Annotated in this window: 21 protein-coding genes; 12 read left to right on the top strand and 9 right to left on the bottom strand. The window is 70.0% G+C overall.

The genetic code is table 11. The annotated features are described in order from the left end of the window. Positions 1 to 231 precede the first annotated feature (231 nt). Entirely contained in the window at positions 232 to 2,208 is a 1,977-nt protein-coding gene (locus ACI6GS_RS10715; protein ID WP_439817788.1) for a methylmalonyl-CoA mutase family protein, read from the top strand. 31 nt (positions 2,209 to 2,239) lie between these two features. Here the strand turns inward: ACI6GS_RS10715 and ACI6GS_RS10710 are convergent, their stop codons facing one another. Both ACI6GS_RS10710 and ACI6GS_RS10705 read right to left on the bottom strand, forming a co-directional pair. Next, positions 2,240 to 2,554 carry a hypothetical protein gene (locus ACI6GS_RS10710; RefSeq protein ID WP_439817787.1) on the bottom strand — a complete coding sequence of 105 codons (315 nt, stop codon included), beginning with the start codon at positions 2,552 to 2,554 and terminating at the stop codon, positions 2,240 to 2,242. Positions 2,555 to 2,593: 39 nt separating this feature from the next. Continuing rightward, positions 2,594 to 4,279, bottom strand: coding sequence for a sulfotransferase (locus tag ACI6GS_RS10705; RefSeq protein WP_439817786.1), 1,686 nt, complete (start codon positions 4,277 to 4,279; stop codon positions 2,594 to 2,596). A 122-nt stretch (positions 4,280 to 4,401) separates the two neighbouring features. Here ACI6GS_RS10705 and ACI6GS_RS10700 point away from each other — a divergent pair, with 122 nt between their 5' ends. The 7 genes from ACI6GS_RS10700 to ACI6GS_RS10670 all read left to right on the top strand — a co-directional run bounded on the left by ACI6GS_RS10700 (position 4,402) and on the right by ACI6GS_RS10670 (position 11,968). Next, positions 4,402 to 5,388, top strand: coding sequence for an ABC transporter substrate-binding protein (locus tag ACI6GS_RS10700; protein ID WP_439817785.1), 987 nt, complete (start codon positions 4,402 to 4,404; stop codon positions 5,386 to 5,388). 46 nt (positions 5,389 to 5,434) lie between these two features. Next, entirely contained in the window at positions 5,435 to 6,172 is a 738-nt protein-coding gene (locus ACI6GS_RS10695) for an ATP-binding cassette domain-containing protein (RefSeq protein WP_439817784.1), read from the top strand. 107 nt (positions 6,173 to 6,279) lie between these two features. Continuing rightward, entirely contained in the window at positions 6,280 to 7,191 is a 912-nt protein-coding gene (pqqB, locus tag ACI6GS_RS10690) for a pyrroloquinoline quinone biosynthesis protein PqqB (protein WP_439817783.1), read from the top strand. Continuing rightward, a complete protein-coding gene (gene pqqC / locus ACI6GS_RS10685; RefSeq protein ID WP_439817782.1) occupies positions 7,188 to 7,907 on the top strand; it encodes a pyrroloquinoline-quinone synthase PqqC in 720 nt (239 codons plus the stop codon). Before pqqB ends, pqqC begins: the two co-directional genes overlap by 4 nt. Beyond that, positions 7,904 to 8,191 carry a pyrroloquinoline quinone biosynthesis peptide chaperone PqqD gene (gene pqqD / locus ACI6GS_RS10680; protein ID WP_439817781.1) on the top strand — a complete coding sequence of 96 codons (288 nt, stop codon included), beginning with the start codon at positions 7,904 to 7,906 and terminating at the stop codon, positions 8,189 to 8,191. The genes pqqC and pqqD overlap by 4 nt, the downstream gene beginning before the upstream one ends. A gap of 7 nt (positions 8,192 to 8,198) precedes the next feature. Continuing rightward, the gene (locus ACI6GS_RS10675) at positions 8,199 to 10,778 is read left to right on the top strand and encodes a cation-translocating P-type ATPase (protein WP_439817780.1); all 2,580 of its coding nucleotides are present in this window, start codon (positions 8,199 to 8,201) and stop codon (positions 10,776 to 10,778) included. A gap of 26 nt (positions 10,779 to 10,804) precedes the next feature. Continuing rightward, positions 10,805 to 11,968, top strand: a complete 1,164-nt coding sequence (locus ACI6GS_RS10670; protein ID WP_439817779.1) for an NADH:flavin oxidoreductase/NADH oxidase — start codon at positions 10,805 to 10,807, stop codon at positions 11,966 to 11,968. 5 nt (positions 11,969 to 11,973) lie between these two features. Here the strand turns inward: ACI6GS_RS10670 and ACI6GS_RS10665 are convergent, their stop codons facing one another. From ACI6GS_RS10665 to ACI6GS_RS10655, 3 genes are all read right to left on the bottom strand, one after another. Further along, positions 11,974 to 12,576, bottom strand: coding sequence for a PAS domain-containing protein (locus tag ACI6GS_RS10665; protein WP_439817778.1), 603 nt, complete (start codon positions 12,574 to 12,576; stop codon positions 11,974 to 11,976). 108 nt (positions 12,577 to 12,684) lie between these two features. After that, on the bottom strand, positions 12,685 to 13,263 hold the full coding sequence (locus tag ACI6GS_RS10660) for a PAS domain-containing protein (protein WP_439817777.1): 579 nt from the start codon (positions 13,261 to 13,263) through the stop codon (positions 12,685 to 12,687). Positions 13,264 to 13,471: 208 nt separating this feature from the next. Further along, the gene (locus ACI6GS_RS10655; protein ID WP_439817776.1) at positions 13,472 to 15,583 is read right to left on the bottom strand and encodes a PQQ-dependent dehydrogenase, methanol/ethanol family; all 2,112 of its coding nucleotides are present in this window, start codon (positions 15,581 to 15,583) and stop codon (positions 13,472 to 13,474) included. 219 nt (positions 15,584 to 15,802) lie between these two features. Here ACI6GS_RS10655 and ACI6GS_RS10650 point away from each other — a divergent pair, with 219 nt between their 5' ends. Further along, positions 15,803 to 15,997 (top strand): hypothetical protein, encoded by a 195-nt coding sequence (locus ACI6GS_RS10650; RefSeq protein WP_439817775.1) that lies wholly within the window; start codon positions 15,803 to 15,805, stop codon positions 15,995 to 15,997. A gap of 30 nt (positions 15,998 to 16,027) precedes the next feature. Here the strand turns inward: ACI6GS_RS10650 and ACI6GS_RS10645 are convergent, their stop codons facing one another. The 3 genes from ACI6GS_RS10645 to ACI6GS_RS10635 all read right to left on the bottom strand — a co-directional run bounded on the left by ACI6GS_RS10645 (position 16,028) and on the right by ACI6GS_RS10635 (position 18,996). Further along, positions 16,028 to 17,212: an MFS transporter gene (locus ACI6GS_RS10645; RefSeq protein ID WP_439817774.1), complete on the bottom strand. Its 1,185-nt coding sequence runs from the start codon at positions 17,210 to 17,212 to the stop codon at positions 16,028 to 16,030. Beyond that, on the bottom strand, positions 17,209 to 18,375 hold the full coding sequence (locus tag ACI6GS_RS10640; RefSeq protein WP_439817773.1) for a serine hydrolase domain-containing protein: 1,167 nt from the start codon (positions 18,373 to 18,375) through the stop codon (positions 17,209 to 17,211). The genes ACI6GS_RS10645 and ACI6GS_RS10640 overlap by 4 nt, the downstream gene beginning before the upstream one ends. Positions 18,376 to 18,498: 123 nt before the next feature. Further along, positions 18,499 to 18,996: an SspB family protein gene (locus ACI6GS_RS10635; protein WP_439817772.1), complete on the bottom strand. Its 498-nt coding sequence runs from the start codon at positions 18,994 to 18,996 to the stop codon at positions 18,499 to 18,501. Positions 18,997 to 19,144: 148 nt separating this feature from the next. Here ACI6GS_RS10635 and ACI6GS_RS10630 point away from each other — a divergent pair, with 148 nt between their 5' ends. Next, positions 19,145 to 19,537 (top strand): cupin domain-containing protein, encoded by a 393-nt coding sequence (locus tag ACI6GS_RS10630; RefSeq protein ID WP_439817771.1) that lies wholly within the window; start codon positions 19,145 to 19,147, stop codon positions 19,535 to 19,537. Positions 19,538 to 19,559: 22 nt separating this feature from the next. On the opposite strand, the gene ACI6GS_RS10625 is transcribed toward ACI6GS_RS10630, so the two are convergent. Then, positions 19,560 to 20,159, bottom strand: coding sequence for a TetR/AcrR family transcriptional regulator (locus ACI6GS_RS10625; protein ID WP_439817770.1), 600 nt, complete (start codon positions 20,157 to 20,159; stop codon positions 19,560 to 19,562). A 109-nt stretch (positions 20,160 to 20,268) separates the two neighbouring features. Here ACI6GS_RS10625 and ACI6GS_RS10620 point away from each other — a divergent pair, with 109 nt between their 5' ends. Next, positions 20,269 to 20,556 carry a YciI family protein gene (locus tag ACI6GS_RS10620; protein WP_439817769.1) on the top strand — a complete coding sequence of 96 codons (288 nt, stop codon included), beginning with the start codon at positions 20,269 to 20,271 and terminating at the stop codon, positions 20,554 to 20,556. 16 nt (positions 20,557 to 20,572) lie between these two features. Further along, positions 20,573 to 21,007, top strand: coding sequence for an EVE domain-containing protein (locus ACI6GS_RS10615; protein ID WP_439817768.1), 435 nt, complete (start codon positions 20,573 to 20,575; stop codon positions 21,005 to 21,007). The last annotated feature ends 29 nt before the right edge of the window (positions 21,008 to 21,036 follow it).

Genomic DNA, 21,036 nt, shown 5'->3' with positions numbered 1-21,036 from the left:
GCCGACAAGGCCAGGATTCGGGTTCAGGGCGCGACACAAAGGCAGGACAACCCAGGCGTTCCAATGCGACGCTGCACCGCACCTGCGAGAAAAACACCGTTTCAATCGCACATGCAGCGGGCGCTGGCCGGACGCCGAATTGGTCAGGACCGGTTGACCTCGAATGATTCGCCGTGAAATCCCTGCTGGCAAGGCCATAATGCGGCGCAGCACGCGCGAGGGTTTTCGGACATGACGACGACACGGGAACAGCCCTGGCTGATCCGCACCTATTCCGGCCATTCGTCCGCGGCCGCGTCCAATGCGCTGTACCGGACGAATCTGGCCCGCGGCCAGACCGGCCTGTCGGTCGCTTTCGACCTGCCGACCCAGACGGGCTATGACAGCGACCATGTCCTGGCCCGCGGCGAGGTGGGCAAGGTGGGGGTGCCCGTCTGCCATATCGGGGACATGCGCACCCTGTTCGAGGGGATCCCGCTTGAGCGGATGAACACCTCGATGACGATCAATGCGACCGCCGCCTGGCTGCTGGCGCTCTACATCGCGGTGGCCGAGGAGCAGGGCGCGCCCCGCGCCGCGCTCCAGGGGACGACGCAGAACGACATCATCAAAGAGTACCTCTCGCGCGGGACCTACATCTTCCCGCCACAGCCCTCGATGCGGCTGATCTCGGACACGATCGGATTCTCGGTGGCCCAGGTGCCCAAGTGGAACCCGATGAACGTCTGCTCCTATCACCTGCAGGAGGCAGGGGCGACGCCGGTCCAGGAACTGTCCTTTGCCCTGGCGACCGCCATCGCCGTCCTCGACACGGTCAAGGCCAGCGGCCAGGTGCCGGACAGCCAGTTCCCGCAGGTCGTGGGCCGCATCAGCTTCTTCGTGAACGCCGGCATCCGCTTCGTGACCGAGATCTGCAAGATGCGGGCCTTCACCGAGCTGTGGGACGAGATCACGAAGGAGCGCTATGGCGTTGCGGACGAGAAGCTGCGTCGCTTCCGCTATGGCGTGCAGGTCAATTCGCTGGGCCTGACCGAGCAGCAGCCGGAGAACAACGTCTACCGCATCCTGCTCGAGATGCTGGCCGTGACGCTGAGCAAGTCGGCGCGCGCCCGCTCGGTCCAGCTGCCCGCCTGGAACGAGGCTTTGGGCCTGCCGCGGCCCTGGGACCAGCAATGGTCGCTGCGCTGCCAGCAGATCCTGGCGTTCGAGACCGACCTGCTGGAATACCCGGACCTGTTCGACGGCTCCCCCGTGGTCGAGGCCAAGGTCGAGGCGCTGAAGGCCGAGGCGCGGGCCGAGATCGCCCGGATCGAGGCGATGGGCGGTGCCATTGCCGCGGTCGAGTCCAGCTACATGAAGTCGAGGCTGGTCGAATCGAACAGCAAGCGGCTGGGCGAGATCGAATCAGGCGCGATGACCGTGGTCGGCGTGAACAGGTTTACCGAGACGGCGGAGAGCCCACTGGCCGCCAGCGGCGCCGGCGCCATCCTGGTGGTCGATGACAAGGTCGAGGCGGAACAGGTCGAGCGCCTGAAGGCCTGGCGCAGCGCCCGCGATTCGGCGGCGGTGGCCAAGGCGCTGGCGAGCCTGCGCGCCGCAGCGGCCGAGGGGCGCAACGTGATGGAGCCGTCCATCGCCTGCGCCCACGCCGGCGTCACGACGGGCGAATGGGGTGCCACCCTGCGCGAGGTCTTTGGCGAATACCGCGCGCCGACCGGCGTCGGCCGCAGTGCGTCGACCGCGACCGGCGACCTGGCGCCGGTGCGCGAGCGGGTCGAGGCGGTTTCCGCCGAGCTTGGCCGGCGCATCAAGTTCCTGGTCGGCAAGCCCGGCCTGGACGGCCATTCCAACGGTGCCGAGCAGATCGCCGTGCGGGCGCGCGATGCGGGGATGGAAGTGGTCTACGAAGGCATCCGCTCGACGCCCGCGCAGATCGTCAATGCGGCACTTGAGGAAGGCGTGCACGTCGTCGGCCTGTCGATCCTGTCAGGCAGCCACGTGGCGCTGGTGACGGACACGATGGAGCGGATGCGTGCGGCCGGCCTTGGCGACGTGCCCGTGGTCGTCGGCGGCATCATCCCGCCGGAGGACGAGGCGACGCTGCGGGCCGCGGGTGTTGCCCGCGTCTACACGCCCAAGGACTATCGCCTGGACCAGATCATGGCCGACATCGTCGAACTCGTCGCCGCCCCCGCCCAGGCGGCGTGACGCCCGAATCGATTGGTGAACGACGGCAGGGTCAGTATCGCCAGGACCCGATGCCCCGCCATGCCGAGCGTACGATGATCTCCGCCCTGGGGCCGTGCTGCCGAACGGCGGCGAAGTACGCTCTGCGCATCGGGCTGAGACCGCCGAGACGGTTGAGTGCCTCGCCAGCGTCGCGCAGCCGATTGTGCAGGCTCATCTCGGCGTCGGCCATCCGACGATAGTGAAGGGTGACGGGTCCGCGCCGTCCGTACTTCGCCCGGTGATCGCGCCAGTCAACGATGCTGGCGACCAGATCGACGACATCTTCGACAGTCGCGTCGCGCAGGGTCAGGTCTGACGTCTCCATGGCGGCCACCACGATACACTTGAGTGCGAGAGTACGAACCTAAACCTCGTACCCGAACGCCTCCACGAACGGCGCCAGGACAGGCAGGATGGGGGCCAGGTCTTCGGCATAGGCGTGCCAGCGGCCGATGGCCTTCCGGTTGATCGGTTGGGTCACGGCATCGCGGCTGGGGGTTGCGACATAGCGGCTGGTCATCCGGTCGCGGTAGGTCAGCACGGCGGGGTCGAACGGCTCGCCGATGAAGTCGAGGACGCGGCGCACCGTGCCCGCCACGTCGCCGATCAGGTCCTCGTACCGGTAATCCAGAACGGGCAGCGCCAAGCCGTCGCGATAGCGCAGCCACAGGCCCATCACGTCGGCGTAGAAGGCGGCCGTACTGCCCAGGTCCAGGAAGTTGGCCATGGCGTCGTTCGGCTCGAAATCCTGCATGAAGCAGGACAGGCAGACATCGCGCGGATCGCGCAGCGCGACCAGCACGCGCGCCTCCGGCAGCAGCAGTTCGATCGCGCCCAGGTCGATCAGGTTCAGCGGCAGCTTGTCGACCAGGCGCTTGGCCCTGCCCTGCGGCCCCAGGATACGGGCCGTCTCCTCCCGGAAGCCACGACGCAGGGCCGCCACCTCGCCCGCGTCCAGCGCTTCCAGGCTGGCGGGATAGGCGCCCGAGGCGAGGCCTTGGCGCAGCGGCGCCAGCACCGCCTCCAGCGGGCTGCGCTCGCCCGTCGTGGCCAATGCCGGATGGGCGGCCAGCATCTCCTCCATCAGGGTCGTGCCGGAGCGCGGGAAGCCCACGAAGAAGACCGGGGCGGGGTCAATCGGATCGTCAGCCTGCTGCCGGCCCGCGGTCCAGCCGGGTCGCCACCAGGCGGCCATGGCCTGGGCATGGCGCCGCGCGCGGGCCGGGTCGAAGCCCTGCAGCAGCGTCGTGCGCAGGGCGTTGGCCCTGGCCACGGCGCGGAAGGCAGGCCGCGCCTCGCCCAGCTTGTCTAGAACCTGCGCCAGCTCGGCATGGGCCTCCGCCTCAAGCGCCGGTGCCAGGCGCCCCCTCAGCAGGGCGTCGAAGCCTGCGCGGGCGATGGCCAGGTCGCCCCGCCGCCGCGCCAGGCGGGCACGCAGCAGCAGGATCGGGGCATGATCCGGCACCAGCGCCAGCAGGCGGATGCAGGCATCCTCCGCCTCCTGCAGCCGGTTCAGCATCTCCAGCCCATGGGCCATGTTGGCCAGCAGTTCCGGGTCATCGGGCTGTCGCGCCAGCGCCTCCTGCCAGATGACGACCGCCTCTGCCACCCTCCCCTGCGCCTGGAGCACGCCGCCCAGGTTGTTGGCGGCATCCCGCCGCCCCGGCTCCAGCGCCAGGGCACGGCGATAGGCGGCCTCCGCCTCCGCTGGCCGCTGCGCCAGGCCCAGGGCACAGCCCAGGTTGAACTGTGCCTCGGCCGAGCGGGGGGCAACCTGCACCAGGCGGGAGAAACCCTGGACCGCGGCCCGCGCCTCCCCCGCCATCAGGCAGGCAGTGCCGAAGTCTGACAGCAGGGCCGGGTCGTTGGGCCGGCGCTGCACGGCCTGGCCCAGGAGGCGGGAGGCCCCGCGCGCATCGCCCCGCTGCAGCGCGACAATCCCCATTCCATGCAGCGCGCGGGGATCGTCGCCGCCTGCGCGGAACAGCCGTTCGGCCCGCGCCAGGTCGCCTGCCCGCAGGGCAGCACCCGCTTCCTCGATCGGATCCATGGCGGCACCGGAGCATATTTCCAACGCCTTCGCCAAGAGTCTCTCATTCTGCGATCCCCGTCTTAACCCCAGTCGCGAATGTCCGCGATTCGCGCCATACTCCCCCCGCGATGGAGGTGGAGATGCGTTCAGTGGCGGTGTCGGGGATGGTGCGGACGGCGGTGCTTTGGGCGGCGACGATGCTGGTGCTGGCCCCCCTGGGGACCGCGGCCCAGGCCGCGGACAAGGTGCGGGTCGGCCACGCGCTGGATGCCCCGCTGCGCTACGAGCTTGACACCGTCAAGGGCCAGCAGCTGGACCAGCGCGAGGGCCTGGACGTCGAGATCCAGCGCTTCAGCAATGACGAGGATGCGGGCCGGGCGCTGATCGACGGCACGGTCGACCTGGTCGCCGTGGACTGGATGTGGGTCGCCAAGCAGCGCGGCCGCGGCGCGCCCATCACCTTCGTTCCGCTGGGCAGCGGTGCGCCCTCGGCCCTGGTCGTGGCGGACGGCTCCGATATCCGCGCCGTCGCCGACCTGGTCGACAAGCGGATCGGCATTGCCGGACCCAAGGACGACGGCGCCTGGCTGTTGCTGCGCGCTGCCGCCGCCCATGTCAGCCGCCTGGACCTGACGCAAAGCTCGCGCCTGCACTGGGGACCCAGTCAGGTTGAGCAGGAGATGATCGCCGGCAGGCTGGACGCCGCCCTGCTGCCCTGGCCATCGGTCGTGCGCCTGCAAAGCCAGGGCTTCCGCGTCGTGATCGACCTTGACGCGGTCGAACGCGGCCTGGGCATAGACAGCGGCGTCGCCCTGGCGGGCCTGGCCTTCCGCGAGGATTTCGCGGCCAGCCGCCCCGACGTGCTGCGCCGCCTGCTGGACACGATCGGCACGTCGCAGCGCGTCCTGCGGTCGGAGCCGGGCGAATGGGACTACCTGCGTCCCATGCTGGGGACGCTCCAGGTCAGCACCATCGACGCCCTGCGCAGCAGCTTCACCAGCGGCATCAGCGAACCCTGGAGCGAGCTGGAGGTCGAGCGCGCGCGCGACCTGGTGCGCCGCGCCGGCCAGGCGCTGGGCGAGCCGTTGACGGTGCCGCAGGGCACATTCTGGGGCCTCGACTCCTGAAGCCGGCGCCGCGACCCGTCGGCGCGCCGGTCGGCCGGGGGTAGCCTTGCGCCCGCCGGATCCGCTCAGCGTCCATCTGGGCCGGGTCGACGGCGCGCGCACGCAGGCCTTCTTTCCCGCCTCCGACATCCGCTTCACCCTGGGCCCCGGGCAGATGGCCTGCCTGGTGGGTCCGCGCGGCTGTGGCAAGACGGCGATCCTGAACCTGCTGGCCGGGCTGGAGGGTCGGGCCGCGGCGGGGATCGCCGCCGGCATCCAGCCGCCGCCGCACGACCTGCACATCGCCTACCTGCACAGCCAGACCGTGCGCAGCAATGCGATCGGCATTGCCGACAGCGCCGTCCTGGTCCTGCCGCCCGTGGCCGCGGCGATGCCCCTGGCCCGTCGCCTGGCCAGTGCTACGGCCAGCGGCCGGCGTGACGCCCCGGCCCTGTCCCGGCGCGACGCGCTGGTGGCGGCGCTGCGCACGGAGCCGGACCTGCTGCTGATCGATGCGCCGCGCCGCGACATCGACCCGTCGTCGGCGCGCCTGTTCCGGGAGGTGCTGCTGGCCCACTGGAAGCCAGGCCTGACCAGCATCGTCATGGTGGCCGGGCTGGACGACGCCCTGCTGGTCGCCGACCGCCTGCTGGTCCTGTCGCCGCGGCCGACGCGCCTGCTGGCCGACATGGCGCTGGACTTGCCCCGCCCGCGCTCCGGCATCGAGCCGGCGCTGACGGACCTGCGCGAAGACCTGCTGACCAGCCATCCCGGCCTGTTCCCCGAGGACGGCCACGCGCTTTGAGCATCCGCCTGCGGCCCGGCGACGCTTGAGCCGCGGTACCCCAGCCACGATAGTGGCCAGCCAGACAAAACGGGAGGGGACGGGACGGCCATGACCGACCGGGCAGGATGCTGAAGGTCCGCGTGCTGGGCGCGGCGGCGGGCGGCGGCTTTCCGCAGTGGAATTCCAATGGCCCCAATTGCCGTCGCGCCCGTGCCGGCGATCCGGCCACCCCGATCGCCACGCAGGCCTCGCTTGCCGTCGGCGACGGCTCCGGCGACTGGGCCGTGCTGGACGCGTCGCCCGACATCGGGCGCCAGATCCTGGCCAACCCGATCCTGCATCCCCGCCGGGCCCTGCGCGACAGCCCCATCGCCGCCGTGGTCCTGACCGGTGCTGACGTGGACAAGATCGCGGGCCTGCTGACGCTGCGCGAGCGCCAGGCCTTTGCCCTGTATGGCACCGCGCGGGTGCTGGCGACGCTGGACGCGAACCCGATCTTCGAGGTGCTGAACCGCGACCTGGTCGCGCGCCATGCCGTGGCGCTCGACCAGCCCTTCCGCCCGGCCGGCCTTGCCCTGCGGATCACGCCCTTTGCCGTGCCGGGGAAGGTGCCGCTCTATCTCGAGGGGCGCGAGGACGAGCTCAACCTGGCGGAGGTGGGCGAGAACGCCATCGGCCTGATGGTCGAGGACGGCACAAGGCGCCTGGCCTATGTGCCTGGCTGCGCCGTGGTGACGGACGCCGTGCGGCAGCGCCTGGCCGGGGTCGATGCGCTGTTCCTGGACGGCACGCTGTGGTCGGACGACGAGATGGTCGCAGCCGGCCTGGGCCCCAAGACCGGGCGGCGCATGGGCCATGTGTCGATGTCGGGGCCGGAAGGGGCCATCGCGCGGCTGGCGGATGTTGCCTGCAGCCAGCGCTTTTTCATCCATATCAACAACTCGAACCCCGTCCTTGACCGATACTCGCCCCAGCGTCAGGCGCTGGAGCAGGCCGGCTGGCGCGTGGCCGAAGACGGGATGGAGCTGAACCTGTGAGCACTCTTGAGGACCGCCTGCGCGCAATCGGGGCGGCGCGCTACCACGCGCTGCACCCGTTCCACCACATGCTGCATTCGGGCCAGCTGAACCTGCAGCAGGTCCAGGCCTGGGCGCTGAACCGCTACTACTACCAGACGCGCATCCCGCTGAAGGACTCGGCCCTGATGGCGCGGGCGCACGACCCGGAATTGCGGCGGATCTGGCGCCAGCGCCTGGTCGACCATGACGGCGAGAGTGCGGCCGACGGCGGCATCGAGCGCTGGCTCAAGCTGACCGACGGCTTAGGGTTGGACCGCGACTATGTCGTGTCGGAACAGGGCATCCTGCCGGCGACGAAGTTCGCGGTGGATGCCTATGTCCATTTCGTGGCCGAGCGCAGCCTGCTGGAGGCGGTCGCTTCGTCGCTGACCGAGATGTTCTCGCCCACCATCATCCGCGACCGGGTATCGGGGATGCTCAAGGCCTATGACTTCGTGAAGCCGGAGACGCTGGCCTATTTCAACAATCGCCTGACCCAGGCGCCGCGCGATGCCGACTATGCGCTGGACTATGTCCGCCTGCACGCGACCACGCCCGAGCTTGAGGAGGCGGTCTGTGCCGCCCTGCGCTTCAAGTGCGACGTGCTGTGGGCCCAGCTGGATGCGCTCTACCACGCCTATGTCGCGCCGGGGCACGTCCCGCCGGGCGTCTTCCTGGGGCCGCAAACGCCATGACCGACGCGGCCGACCTGACAGAGGACAGCATTCCCCGCCTGCCCCGATTCGTGAAGCTGCGCCATGACGAGGCCCGCGGCAGCTGGGTCCTCCTGGCACCGGAACGGGTCTTCATGCTGGACCAGATCGCGGCGGAGATCCTGAAGACGGTGGATGGGCAACGCACGCTGGGTGCCGTGATCGACGACCTTGCCAGCCGCTTCCAGGCCCCGCGCGAGCTGATTGCCCGCGACGTGACCGCCCTGCTGCGCGACCTGGCGGAAAAGCAGTTCCTGGACTTCTGAGCGCCGCATGCCGAACCCGCTCCCCGCCAGCTTGGACCGCATCCCCGACGGCGGGCTGAGCACCGCGGAGGCGCGTGCGCGACTGCGCAGCGAGGGGCCGAACCTGCTGCCCCGGCCAGAGAAGCGCACGCCGCTGGGCATCGTCCTCCAGGTCCTGCGCGAGCCGATGTTCGCGCTCCTGCTGGGGGCGGGTGCGGTCTACCTGATCCTGGGGGAACTGAGCGAGGCGCTGATCCTGTTCCTGTTCGCCTGCACCTCGGTCGGGATCGCCATCGTGCAGGAGGTGCGGACCGAGCGCGTGCTGGACAGCCTGCGCGACCTGACCAGCCCGCGCGCCCTGGTCATCCGCGACGGGCGCGAAGTGCGCATCGCCGGTGCTGACCTGGTGCGCGGCGACCTGGTCCTGCTGGCGGAGGGCGACCGCGTGCCGGCGGATGCCGTCCTCCTGGCCGCGCACGACCTGGCGACCGACGAATCCCTTCTGACGGGGGAGGCCGTTCCGGTGCGCAAGGTCGCCTCCACCGCGGGGGCCGCGCAGGGCCGGCCCGGTGGCGACGACCTGCCACTGGTCTTTGCCGGCAGCCTGGTCGTGCGGGGTCGCGGCCGCGCGGTGGTCACGGCGACGGGGCTCCGCAGCGAGATCGGCCGCATTGGCAGCGCCATCGCCGGGATCGAGACCGAGCCGCCGCGCCTGCGGCGGGAGACGCGGCGCCTGGTCCGCGGCTTTGCCCTTGTCAGCCTCAGCCTGGCCGCCCTGGTCGTGCCGCTCTATGGCCTGCTGCGCGGAAACTGGCTGGAAGCGGTGCTGAGCGGCATCGCCCTGGGCATGTCCATGCTGCCCGAGGAGTTCCCCCTGGTCCTGACCGTGTTCATGGTCATGGGCGCCTGGCGCATTTCAAAGGCACGGGTCCTGACCCGGCAGGTCGCGGCGATCGAGACGCTGGGCGCCGCCACGGTGCTGTGCACGGACAAGACGGGGACCCTGACCCAGAACCGCATGACGATCGTGGCGCTGCATCCGGCGGGCACCGACCCGGCCTGGCAGGCAGGCGACGGCGCGCCCGCCGGCGCGGCGGCGGGGTTGCTGCGGCACGGCATCCTGGCCTGTGCCCGCGATGCCTACGATCCGATGGAAAAGGCCTTCCACGCCCTGGGGCGGGAACAGCCTCACGATCACGGCGCGGCTGCCGCGACGGGCCTGGTGCCGGTCCAGGAATACGGCCTGCGGGCCGACCTGCTGGCGGTGACGCATGTGTGGCAGCGGGCGGATGGCCTTGGCCTGCTGGCTGCGACAAAGGGGGCGCCGGAAGCGGTCGCCACCCTGTGTGGCCTGCCGCCGGCCGAGCATGCGGGTCTGGCCGCGATAGTGGATGCCATGGCCGCGCGCGGCATGCGGGTGCTGGGCGTGGCCGTGGCCGACCTGCCGCCGGGCGCGATCCTGCCAGGGACGGCACGCGGCCTGCCCTTCCGCTTCCTGGGCCTGGTCGGGCTGGCCGATCCGCTGCGGCCGACGGTGCCGGACGCCGTGCGCGAGTGCCGCTCCGCCGGCATCCGGGTCCTGATGATCACCGGCGACTATCCCGCGACAGCCCGCGCCATCGCCGAACAGGCAGGGCTGGCACCAGGCGCGGTCGTCACCGGCGCGGATCTCGACGCGATGGACGACGCGGCGCTGGCGGCGTGCGTGCGCCAGGCGACCGTCTTTGCCCGGACCATGCCGGAGCAGAAGCTGCGCATCGTCCAGGCGCTGAAGGCCAATGGCGAGGTGGTCGCCATGACCGGGGATGGCGTCAATGACGCGCCGTCGCTGAAGGCCGCCCATATCGGCATCGCCATGGGCGGACGCGGCACCGACGTCGCGCGCGAGGCATCCTCCCTGGTCCTGCTCGACGACGACTTCGCGGCGATCGTCGATGCCGTCCGCCTGGGCCGCAGGATCTATGACAACCTGCGCAAGGCGATGGCCTACATCTTTGCCGTCCACGTCCCCATCGCGGGGCTGGCGCTGCTGCCGCTGGTGCTGGGCCTGCCGCTGATCCTTTGGCCGCTGCACATCGCCTTCCTGGAACTGGTGATCGACCCCATGTGCTCGATCGTGTTCGAGGCGGAGACGGAGGAGGGCGACATCATGAGCCGGCCGCCGCGCGCCGCGGACCAGGCGCTGTTCGGCGCGGGCCAGGTCGGCTGGGCCGTGCTGCAGGGCCTGCTGGTCCTGGCCCTGGTCGCCAGCCTCTTCATCCTGGCGCTGGACAGCGGCCAGCCGGAAACGGAGGCGCGCACGCTGGCCTTTGCGACCCTGGTCGTCGCCAATCTGGGCCTGGTCCTGGTGAACCGGGCCCGCGGATCGTCGCTCCGCACGGCGTTCCGTCGGCGCAATCGGGCGCTCTGGGCGGTCTCGGCCGCGACCTTCGCCATCCTGGCGCTGGTGATCGCGGTGCCGGCGGTCCGCGACCTGTTTCATTTCGGGCCGCTGCACCCGGACGATATCGCGGTCGCGCTAGGCGCCGGTGGCGCTATCCTCCTGCTGCTGGAAGCGCTGAAGCGCCGGTTCGGGGGAGTGCCCGCCGGGCCAGCGATCCGGCCATGAAAGAAGAACGACACGGGAGAATGACCATGACCCAGCCGCACCTGTTCACGGACCTGCGGATCCGCGACGTCGTGCTGAAGAACCGCATCGTGGTGGCGCCGATGTGGCAGTACTCGGGGCAGGACGGCTTCCCGACCGACTGGCACCTGATGAACCTGGGACGGCTGGCCAATGGCGGCGCCGGCCTCGTCTTCCAGGAAGGGACGACGGTGGCGGCGTCCGGCCGCGGAACCCCTGGCGACATCGGCATCTGGGACGACGCCTTCATCGCGCCGCTGACGCGCCTGGTCTCGATCATGCGCTCGAACGGGGCGGTGCCCGGCATCCAGTTGATGCATGCCGGGCGCAAGGGCCGCCAGGCGACGCCGATCGACGGCCGCGGGGTGCTGCAGCGCACGCCCGACATGACCGACTGGGACGCGTGGGAGCCCTCCGGCCCCAGCGCGATTCCCATCGTCCCGGGCGACACGCCGCCCCGCGCGATGCCCCTGGCCGAGGTACAGGCCATGATCCAGGCCTTTGGCGACGCGGCCCGACGGGCCCAGGCCTGCGGCTATGACGTGCTCGAACTGCACAGCGCCCACGGCTACCTGATCCACTCCTTCCTGTGCGAGGCCTCGAACCAGCGGACCGACGTCTATGGCGGCTCCTTTGCCAACCGCGCCCGCTTCCTGCTGGATACCGTCGAAGCGGTGCGGGCGGAATGGCCGGCGGGCAAGCCCCTGTTCGTCCGCCTGTCCTGCATCGACCGCACCGGCTGGACCATGGCCGACACGATCGCGCTGACCCGCCTTCTGATGGCGCGCGGGGTCGACGTGATCGACTGCACCTCAGGCGGGCTGACCGGTTCGCCCCTGCCCTCCGGCCAGAAGGCGACCTATGGCTACCAGGCAGCCTATGCGGCCGAGTTGCGGCGGGAGACGGGGGTCCTGGCCATGGCCGTCGGCCTGATCGTCCACGCCGAACAGGCCGACCGGCTGATCCGCGACGGCTCCGCCGACCTGGCGGCGCTGGCGCGGGAGCTGATCTACAACCCGAACTGGCCGATCGATGCCGCGCACAAGCTGGGGGCGGAAGCGGGATTTTCCGTGACCGACCCGCGCACCGCCTTCTGGCTGCGCCACCGGGCCGAATCGGTGCCAACGCTGACGCCGTCCACGTTCACGCCGGGCAATGGCGTGCGCGCCTGACGCCGTCAGGACGGGGGTGCATCCTCCTCCGGCGTGCCGGCGCCGATGTCGACAAAGCAGAAGTCGCGCGGCAAACCGCGGTCCGGTCCCGGCTCGTCGCCCAGCTCGGTCGACAGGGCAAAGGAATCGGCGCAGTGCAGGATCTGCTCGAAGCCGCCGGGACGGGGGCCCAGCGGCAGCAGCAGCACCTCGCCAAAGCGCACGACCCGGCCCCGCGTCGTCACGCTGGAGCGCTGGTAGAAGCCGCAGGGCCGTTGCAGGATCTGCTGGTAGCGCCAGAAGCGGATCGGCCGTTCCGCGGGCTCCAGCAGGTCGAGCGGGCTGATCGACGTCAGCGACCGGCCCATCGCCTCCTCCACCAGGCGGGAGCCGAGGCGGAAGCGGACATCGTCGGGACCGCGGATCTCCAGCAGGGACAGGTGCGGCGTGGCGGCACCAAAGCGCAGCGGATTGAAGCCCGCGCGCGGCGGCACCACCTCGCCCCGGCACATGTCGCGCCAGATGGCGACGAAGTCGCGCAGCGTGTCGGTCTGGACCAGTGTCTGCTGAAGCCTGTCGAGTGTGGTCCGTCTTGGAACGGAAAGCAGGTATCCTACGCCGTCACCCACGCCCCACCTCGTCCAGGCATGGTGCGGGCTTCCGTCCACACACGCCCCAAATGCGCCGCGTCCGGGTCGATCCTAGTGCACCACAGTTTGAACCGATAGGGCGGCCGTTCAGGCGGCCGGCACCAGGCTGGGCGGCACGCCTGCGCCGATATCGACAAAGGTCAGGGTGTGCGCCAGGCCCAGGTCGGGGCCGGTGAACTCGGCCACCTGCTCGGCCTCGCCCAGGGGCACGCCACAGGTCAGGATCTGCCCCCGGCCGCCCCGGCTGGTATTGAGCGGCAGCGCCACCAGTTCGCCATTGATGACCAGGCCATGGCGCGTCTTGCTGGAATGCAGCGCGTACAGGCCGCAGGGCTGCTCCAGCACCTGGCCATAGCGCCAGATACGGATCGGCCGCTGCTCCGGCATCAGGTGGTCCAGGCTGTTGACGCCCTTCAGCGTATAGCCCAGGGCCTGTTCCAGTTCGCGGGCGGCGATGCGATAGATGAGGTGGTCGTCGTCGACCAGGTCCATCAGCGAGATCCAGGCCAGGGTACGGCCGAAACGCATGGGGTTGAAGCGCCCGTGCTCGGGCATCAGCCCGCCCTGGTCCACGCCCCCGGCACGCAGGCCACGCCACGTCGCCACGAACTGCTGCATGACGGGGCTGCGGGCAAGACGGTGCTGCAGGTCGTCAAGCGTCGGCACGGGGCCGCCGGGGGCATCCTGATCCCCCGCATGGGCGGCGGCCGGAGGGTCGCTTCCGACCTTCGCCTCGCCCATTGTCATGGTGGCGCCCCTCCGTTCTATGACCCACCAATCAAGCGCCCGGAAACCAGGCGATGCAAGCATCGCACACTGAGGACCGGGCGCCAGGAGCCCGCCCCGGCCAAACGGCCAGGGCGGGGATGCGTGCTCAGTTCGTGGGCAGCGGGCCGCTCACATCGCTGTTCTGCCGGCCGCGCCAGATGACATAGGCGTGGATGGCGTCAGCATCCTCGGCCTTGATCAGGTCGGCAAAGCTGGCCATGCCGCGATCCTTCAGGATGCCGCCCATGACGATGTCCTGCCACGAGGCATGGATCGCCGCCGAGGAATAGCGCAGGTCGGGGATCACGCCGCCCGCGACCGCGTCGGCGCCATGGCAGGCCGAGCAGAACTGCCCGAACAGCGCATGGCCCTTGCGCACCTGATCGGCCGGAGTCTCGCCCTCCGGCAGCTCGGGCTGCAGCGCCGCGATCTCGGTCGGGGGCAGCGTCTCCTTTCCGCCCAGCGTAAAGGTCAGGATGCGGCCCACGCTCTTGACCTGCGCCGCCTTTGCCGCGGCACCGGCGGCCAGGCCAAAGGCACCGCCCCAGCCGGCCAGGATCGAGACCTGCTGCACGCCGTCGATCGTGTAGGTGACCGGCGGTGCGATCACGCCCGTCTGGGCCGGCGCCTGCCACAGGATCTCGCCCGTGGTGGCGTTCAGCGCGCGCACCTTGCCATCACCCGTGCCCTGGAAGATCAGGTTTCCGGCTGTCGCCAGCAATCCGCCGTTCCACGGGCCCCACGACTTGACCGACCACGCCTCGCGCTTGCTGACGGGGTCCCAGGCGATCACCTTGCCCACCAGTTCGGGGCCCGGCTCCGGGTTGGCCACCGGCTCGGTCGACAGCGGCGTGCCCAGGTTCCAGGCACCGGGGCGGTACTGGTAGTTGGGGTCCGGACCGAAGACGAACGGGATCTCCATGGCGGGGATGTAGACGAAGCCGGTCTTGGGGCTGAACGCCATCGGCTGCCAGTTGTGGCCGCCATAGGGCGAGGGGAAGACCAGTTCCGGCTTGTTGGCCCAGCGGCTGCCTTCCTCGGTCTCGACCGGCCGGCCCGTCGCCAGGTCGACATGGGAGGCCCAGGTGACATGCACGTACTTGTCGGCCGAGATCAGCTTCCCCGTCTCGCGGTCCAGGACGTAGAAGAAGCCGTTCTTCGGCGCCTGCATGATGACCTTGCGGGTCTCGCCGTTGATCTGCAGGTCGGCCAGCATCAGGTGCTGGGTCGCCGTGTAGTCCCAGGTGTCGCCCGGCGTCGTCTGGTAGTACCAGACCAGGCGGCCGGTATCGGGGTTCAGGGCCAGGATCGACGACAGGTACAGGTTGTCGCCGCCACCGGGGCTGCGCAGTTCGCGCGACCAGGGCGAGCCGTTGCCCGTGCCGACATAGAGCAGGTTCAGCTCCGGGTCATAGGACATCGAGTCCCAGACCGTGCCGCCGCCGCCCACTTCCCACCACTTGCCGCCGGACCAGGTCTTGGCCGCCGCTTCAAGCTCCGGATTCTCGAACGGCTTCGAAGGGTCGCCCGGCACCGTATAGAAGCGCCAGGCCATCTCGCCCGTCTTGGCGTCATAGGCCGAGACGTAGCCGCGCACGCCCAGTTCGGCACCGCCATTGCCGATGATGACCTTGCCGTTCACGATTCGCGGTGCGCCGGTGATGGTATAGGGCCGCTCGCGGTCGATCGTGTTGATCTCCCACGCGGGCTGGCCGGTCTTGGCGTCCAGGGCGACCAGGCGGCCGTCGATCGTGCCGACATAGACCCGCCCGTCATAGACGGCGACGCCGCGGTTGACGACGTCGCAGCAGGCCCGCCTGGCCCATTCGCCCGGCACCTCGGGATCGTATTTCCACAGCTGCTTGCCGGTCTTGGCATCAAGGGCAAAGACGACCGACCACGAGCCGGACGCGAACATGATGCCGTCGACCACGATCGGGCTGGCCTCCAGCCCGCGGTCGGTATGGGTGTCGAAATACCAGCCCAGGCCCAGTTCGCCGACGTTCTTGTCGTTGATCTGGTCCAGCGGGCTGTAGCGCTGCTCGGAATAGGTCCGGCCGTGGGCCAGCCAGTTGCCCGGCTCGCTCTCGGCGTTCTGGATCCGGGCGCCGTCGATCTCGGCTGCCTTGCCCAGGCGCGCGGCATCATCGGCATAAGCGCCGTGCCCAACGCCCAGGACCAGCGCGGCTGCCAGCGCCGCCCTTGTCCACCCTGCCATGTCCCCTCCAAAGACCATTTGTATCTTGTGGGCACGAACCCTAGTCAGCCTGCGCCCACACTTCAATGGTCCGTACCAGCGGAATGCGTATGGTGTCTACGGGCCGGCCCGGCGCCGCGGAACCGGGTGGCGACGCGGCGCTTTCGATCACGGCCCATGCTGGTGCGCGGCCTGGGCTTTGTGTAGTAATCGCACAGGCGCTGCGGGGGGCCATCGTCCATGGACATCAACAAGATCATGAAGTTGTTCCTGCTGACCCTGGCGGTCGTGCTGCTGGCGGGAACGGCGATCCTGTTCTATGCCGGGGGCCAGACCTGCGTGACCCGGGGCTACCGCGCGATGGGCGACAGCGGCAGCCTGGTCGTCGGCTGGGACGCCTATAATCGCTGCCAGGTCAGCGGCGGCGTCTACTAGGCGCGACTCGACGCGGCAGAGGCGGGCGCCTCAGGCGGCGGCAAGCCGCTCGCCCCGCCACAGGCGGGTCAGGACCAGCGCGCACAGCACCGCCACGGCGCCGAGCCCCGCCATCACCAGGAAGGCATGGCCGCCCGCCGCGGAATAGAGCGTGCCCGACGGGGCCGCGATCAGGGCGGTGCCCAGCGTGACCGCCGCCGAATAGAGGCCGAGCGCCGTCGCCGAGAATTCGAGCGGGGCCCAGCGCGCCAGGAAGTGCATGGCCCCCAGGTGCGCCGCGCCAAAGGTCAGGGCGTGCAGGACCTGGACCAGGGCGATCACCGGCACCTCGGTCGTGAAGGCCAGGGCCGACCAGCGGATGGCGCAGGCCAGTCCGCCCAGCAGGATCAGCCGCGCCGGCCCGACGCGGGCGGTGATCCAGCCGGATGCCGCAAAGACGCAGACCTCCGCGACCACGCCCAGGCTCCACAGGATGCCGATCGTCGTTTCCGACAGGCCGGTGCCGCGCCAGTACAGCGCGGCAAAGGCGTAGTACAGGGCATGGCTGCCATTGATCAGCAGCGTCGCCGCCAGGAACACCAGGAAGACCGGCTGGCGCAGCAGGTGCAGCACGGCGCCCTGCGGGCGCGCCGCCCGCGGCGTGCGCAGGTCGGGCAGCAGGCCGGCGCTGAGGGCGGCCAGCGCGAAGCAGGCCAGCATCGCCCACAGGACCGCCTGCGGCCCCCACAGCCCGATCAGCGGCCCTGCCGCCAGGGTGGCCGCGATGAACGAGAGCGAGCCCCACAGCCGGATGCGGCCATAGTCCAGCCGGTACTGATAGGACGCCAGCACGCCCACATTGTCGGTCAGCGCCATCTGCGCCGGGACCAGCGCCGACCATGCCAGGCTGGCCGCCAGCAGGGGCCAGAAGCCATGAGCCGGCACGAACAGCAGCACAGAGCCAAAGGCCAGCCAGTAAAGCAGCATCAGCAGGCGGCGCCGCTCGCCCCGCGCATCGGCCAGGCGGCCCCAGGCCGGCGTGACCACGGTCCGCACGACCATGCCCGCCGCGATCACCAGTGACAGTTCGTCGGCACCCAGGCCCCGATCGGCGAGCCACAGCGGCCAATAGGGCACAAAGACGCCCATCTGGCTGAAGGCGAAGGCATAGACCGCCGCCATCCGCCAGAAGACGCCGCGGGCGCCCTCTGGCGGGGCTGGGGCCGGGTCGCTCAATGGATCAGGCTGGCCTGGACCATGTCCGACAGCCGCTGCGTGCGGGCAACGTTGCGCGTCTCCTCCAGCAGGCCAGCGGACAGGAACACGAAGGTGACCTCGCTGACCGGGTCGACCCAGAATACGTTGGAGCCGGCGCCGGCGCCCCCGAACGTGCCCGGCGAGCACAGCGTCCCGAACCAGTGGGGGAAGATCCCCTCCCCCCGCAGGAAGAAGCCAAGGCCCAGATTGGCCGGAATCTCGGGCCAGCCGGCCAGGTCCTGGGCATAGGTCCACATCGCGTTGGGGCGCGTGCCGGTGACATTGGTGGTGGCGGCGCGGACCAGCGCGGGGCCTACGACGCGCACGCCGTCCAATTCGCCGCCGCGCCGCATCGCCTCGGCAAAGCGGAAGACGTCACTCGCCGTCGTCAGGCAGCCGCCGGCGGGGATCTCCGTCTCCTCCGTCAGCAGGACATTGAACGCCTCCATCAGGTCGGGATCGAACATGCCGGGGGTGCGGTCGCGCACCACCATCGGCACGCGCCGCGCCATCAGGTCGGGCCGCGCGCCCAGGCTGCTATCGGTCATGCCCAGCGGCTCGAACACCTCGTCCGCCAGCAACCGGCGATAGGTGCGGTTGCCGCCGTCGAGCCGCCGCACCACCTCGGCCAGGACGGCATGGGCGACGACCGCCGAATAGCTGACCTGGGTGCCCGGCGTGGTGGCCGGCGTCAGGGCGCAGGTGGCCGCCACCACGGCCTCCAGGCTGCCCATCAGTTCGGGCGGCATAGGCGGGACGCCGAACGGCAGGCCCGCCGTGTGCACGATCAGGTCCGCGATCGTGGTGCGGCCCTTGCCCTTCTGCCCGTATTCCGGGATGACGTCGGCCACGCGGGTGGTGAAGGCCAGTTCGCCGCGTTCGATCCGCTGCAGTACCGTCAGGTTCACGAACTGCTTGGAGATCGACATCGAGTAGAAGCAGTCGGACTTGTCCAGCGGCCGCTCATTGGCGCGGTCGGCAAAGCCGATCGCCTCGTGCAGCACCACCGTCCCGTGGCGGGCGACGATGATCTCCGCCCCGTCATAGCGTTCCGCCGCGATGTCGGCGGAAATCGCCTGGACGACGCGGTCCAGGCGACCGGCGTCGAAGCCCACCGAATCGGGCTTGGGCGAAGTGGTCATGGGTCTTTCCCTCCGGTCCTGTGGCGCTGTGCTGCGCCATCTCCGGCGGCAGACTGCCGTGCCCGCGCCGCCTCCGCCAGGGGCGACTTGCGCCGGGGGACCGGGCGCCGCCCAGGGCCCGGTTCAGGATTTCTTGCGGAAGGCGTCCAGGGTCACGACCTTGCCGGCCTCGGGCTCGCCCGTTGGCGCGGCGGGCTGGGCCTCGTCGCGCCTGTCGGCGACCGCGGGCGCCGGGGCCGGCGCCTCCTCCCGCTCGCCCGTGGCCGATTCGGGCTGGAACTGAAGCCCGAACTGGACGCTGGGGTCAAAGAAGCCGGTCAGGGCCGAGAACGGGATCAGCAGCTTCTCCATGATCTTGTTGAAGCTCAGGCTGACCTCGAACTCCGTGTCGCGCACGATCAGGTCCCAGAACTGGTGCTGCAGGACGATCGTCATCTCGCCCGGATAGCGGGCCCGCAGGTCGTCACTGATCTGCACGCCCGGATGACCGGTGCGAAAGGCCAGGTACAGATGGTGATTGCCGGGCAGGCCGCCCTTGGCCACGCGCACCAGGGTCTGGCGCACCACGCCGCGCAGCGCGTCCTGGACCATGCCCGGATAGTTCATGAAGTCCTTGGACACGGGGACGCCTCGACACGCTGGAGTGGGGGAATTCGGGGCAGCCTGTAACCATGGGTTCAGCCTGTCAACCGAACCGGGTCAAAGACAGGCACGCCAAGTCGTGCGTTCGGCGCTAGACTGCACTGCAGCAAAGCCCCGCGGAGGCCCCATGTTCGACGCCAAGACCGACCCCAGCCCGGGCGCGCCGCCGCCGTCGGCCGGACTGCCGCCGCCTGTCCTCGCCTCGCTCTACCACGATGCCGAGGCGCAGCCCTGGATCGAGACGGAGACACCCGGCTTCTGGATCAAGCCGCTGCTCGACGATCCCGAGCATGGCGAGAGCACGCTGCTGATGAAGGTCGATGCCGGCGCCTATGCCGGGGCCCATGCCCATGACCAGCAGGAGCAGGTGCTTGTCCTGTCGGGTTCGTTCTACGACCAGAACGGGACGATCCGCGCCGGCGGCTTCATCGTCCGGCCCGCGTTCGAGGACCACATCGCCGGCAGCGAGGAAGGTGCCGTGGTCCTACTGGTCTATTCCAAGCGGCGCCCGACGGCCTGATTCGCCTGGAGGGCGCGCCGCCTCAGGCCGGCCGGGGCGCGCGGCGCAGTCCGGTGACGAGCAGGCGGCAGACGCCGCGCGCCTCCCGCTCCAGGTCGGCCAGGGGCAGCGTGCTGAACAGTTGGGGATAGCTGAACTTGGTCGTCGCGGCCTGGATCATCTCGGCCACGAAGCTGACATCGTCGACGTCGAACTCGCCCGAGGCATTGCCCAAGGCCAGGATCTCGGCGATCAGGGACCGCTTCTGGGCCAGGTTGTCATTGCTGACATGGGGCCGCTCGCGCGTGATCAGCTCGGCGATCTCGACGGCGTGGCGGTCGTGCTCCAGCGACTTGTAGGTGACGTCCAGCTGCTTGAGGATGAAGGCCTCCAGCCGGTCGGCGGCGGTCAGGCCCTGCTGCCGCACGATCGGGCGCAGCGCGTCGGTCGTCTTGGCAAAGCTGTCGCGGGCCAGCGCCTCGGCGATGTCGACCTTCGAGACGAAGTAGCGGTACAGGTTGCCGGCCGACATGTTGCAGTCGCCGGCGAGCTCCGCCATCGTCGTCTTGTTGTAGCCGTAGCGGGTCAACCGCTGCTTGGCAGCGTCGATAATCGCTTCGCGGATCTGTTCGTGGCGCTTCATCCCGGGTATAGACGTAGCATCTGAAGACTGAACCATCAAGTCGATATTCACTGTTTGGTTCCCCCGGTATCACGCACCGGGGCTGCACTCCGGCAAGAGAGGACATCCGTTGAGCCACTTCATCCTGACCTGCCATGACAAGCCCGACAGCCTTTCGCTGCGCATGGCGACGCGGCCGGCGCACCTGGACTACATCGCCGCCAATCAGGACAAGCTGGTGATGGCGGGGCCGCTTCTGGCGGATGACGGCGAGACGATGGTGGGCAGCGTGCTGGTCCTGGACGTCGCCGACCGCGCCGCGGCCGAAGCCTTCTCGGCCAACGATCCCTATGCCAAGGCGGGCCTGTTCGGGTCGGTCACGATCCACGGCATCCGCGCCAAGATCTACAAGGCCTGAGCCGGGGGCGCAGGGAATGGCCACGCAGAAGCGCGAGCGGCAGTACTTCCTGGTCAAGAGCGAGCCGTCGGTCTGGTCCTGGGACGACCAGGTGCGCGACGGGACCACACACTGGAACGGCGTGCGCAACCACCAGGCCGCCGCCCACATGCGCGCCATGCGCAAGGGCGACCGGGCCTTCTTCTACCACTCGAACGAGCAGAAGGCCGTGGTCGGCATCGTCGAGGTGGCCCGCGAATGGTATCCCGACCCGTCGGACGAGACGGGCAAGTTCGGCCTGGTCGACCTCAAGGCCGTGAAGCCCCTGCCCCGGCCGGTCAGCCTGGCCGACATCAAGGCCACGCCCGAACTGGCCGGCATCGCCCTGGTGCGCCAGTCGCGCCTGTCGGTCATGGCGCTGGAGAAGGACGCCTGGGATCGCATCGCGAAGATGGGGGGCCTGCGCGTCTGACCTCACCCGCACCGGGCCGTTCACGGCCT

The organism is Zavarzinia sp. CC-PAN008 (assembly GCF_051903925.1).
Classification (GTDB): Bacteria; Pseudomonadota; Alphaproteobacteria; order Zavarziniales; family Zavarziniaceae.
Note: the sequence above shows the minus strand (reverse complement) of the source record. Positions and strands in the feature narration are given on the sequence as shown.

Coding starts and splice junctions, on each gene's coding strand:
- ACI6GS_RS10710 (WP_439817787.1), bottom strand. CDS start 2,554: ATGGAGACGTCAGACCTGACCCTGCGCGACGCGACTGTCGAAGATGTC.
- ACI6GS_RS10705 (WP_439817786.1), bottom strand. CDS start 4,279: ATGGATCCGATCGAGGAAGCGGGTGCTGCCCTGCGGGCAGGCGACCTG.
- ACI6GS_RS10650 (WP_439817775.1), top strand. CDS start 15,803: ATGGACATCAACAAGATCATGAAGTTGTTCCTGCTGACCCTGGCGGTC.
- ACI6GS_RS10670 (WP_439817779.1), top strand. CDS start 10,805: ATGACCCAGCCGCACCTGTTCACGGACCTGCGGATCCGCGACGTCGTG.
- ACI6GS_RS10675 (WP_439817780.1), top strand. CDS start 8,199: ATGCCGAACCCGCTCCCCGCCAGCTTGGACCGCATCCCCGACGGCGGG.
- ACI6GS_RS10630 (WP_439817771.1), top strand. CDS start 19,145: ATGTTCGACGCCAAGACCGACCCCAGCCCGGGCGCGCCGCCGCCGTCG.
- ACI6GS_RS10655 (WP_439817776.1), bottom strand. CDS start 15,583: ATGGCAGGGTGGACAAGGGCGGCGCTGGCAGCCGCGCTGGTCCTGGGC.
- ACI6GS_RS10615 (WP_439817768.1), top strand. CDS start 20,573: ATGGCCACGCAGAAGCGCGAGCGGCAGTACTTCCTGGTCAAGAGCGAG.
- ACI6GS_RS10640 (WP_439817773.1), bottom strand. CDS start 18,375: ATGACCACTTCGCCCAAGCCCGATTCGGTGGGCTTCGACGCCGGTCGC.
- pqqD (WP_439817781.1), top strand. CDS start 7,904: ATGACCGACGCGGCCGACCTGACAGAGGACAGCATTCCCCGCCTGCCC.
- ACI6GS_RS10700 (WP_439817785.1), top strand. CDS start 4,402: ATGCGTTCAGTGGCGGTGTCGGGGATGGTGCGGACGGCGGTGCTTTGG.
- pqqB (WP_439817783.1), top strand. CDS start 6,280: ATGCTGAAGGTCCGCGTGCTGGGCGCGGCGGCGGGCGGCGGCTTTCCG.
- ACI6GS_RS10625 (WP_439817770.1), bottom strand. CDS start 20,159: ATGAAGCGCCACGAACAGATCCGCGAAGCGATTATCGACGCTGCCAAG.
- ACI6GS_RS10715 (WP_439817788.1), top strand. CDS start 232: ATGACGACGACACGGGAACAGCCCTGGCTGATCCGCACCTATTCCGGC.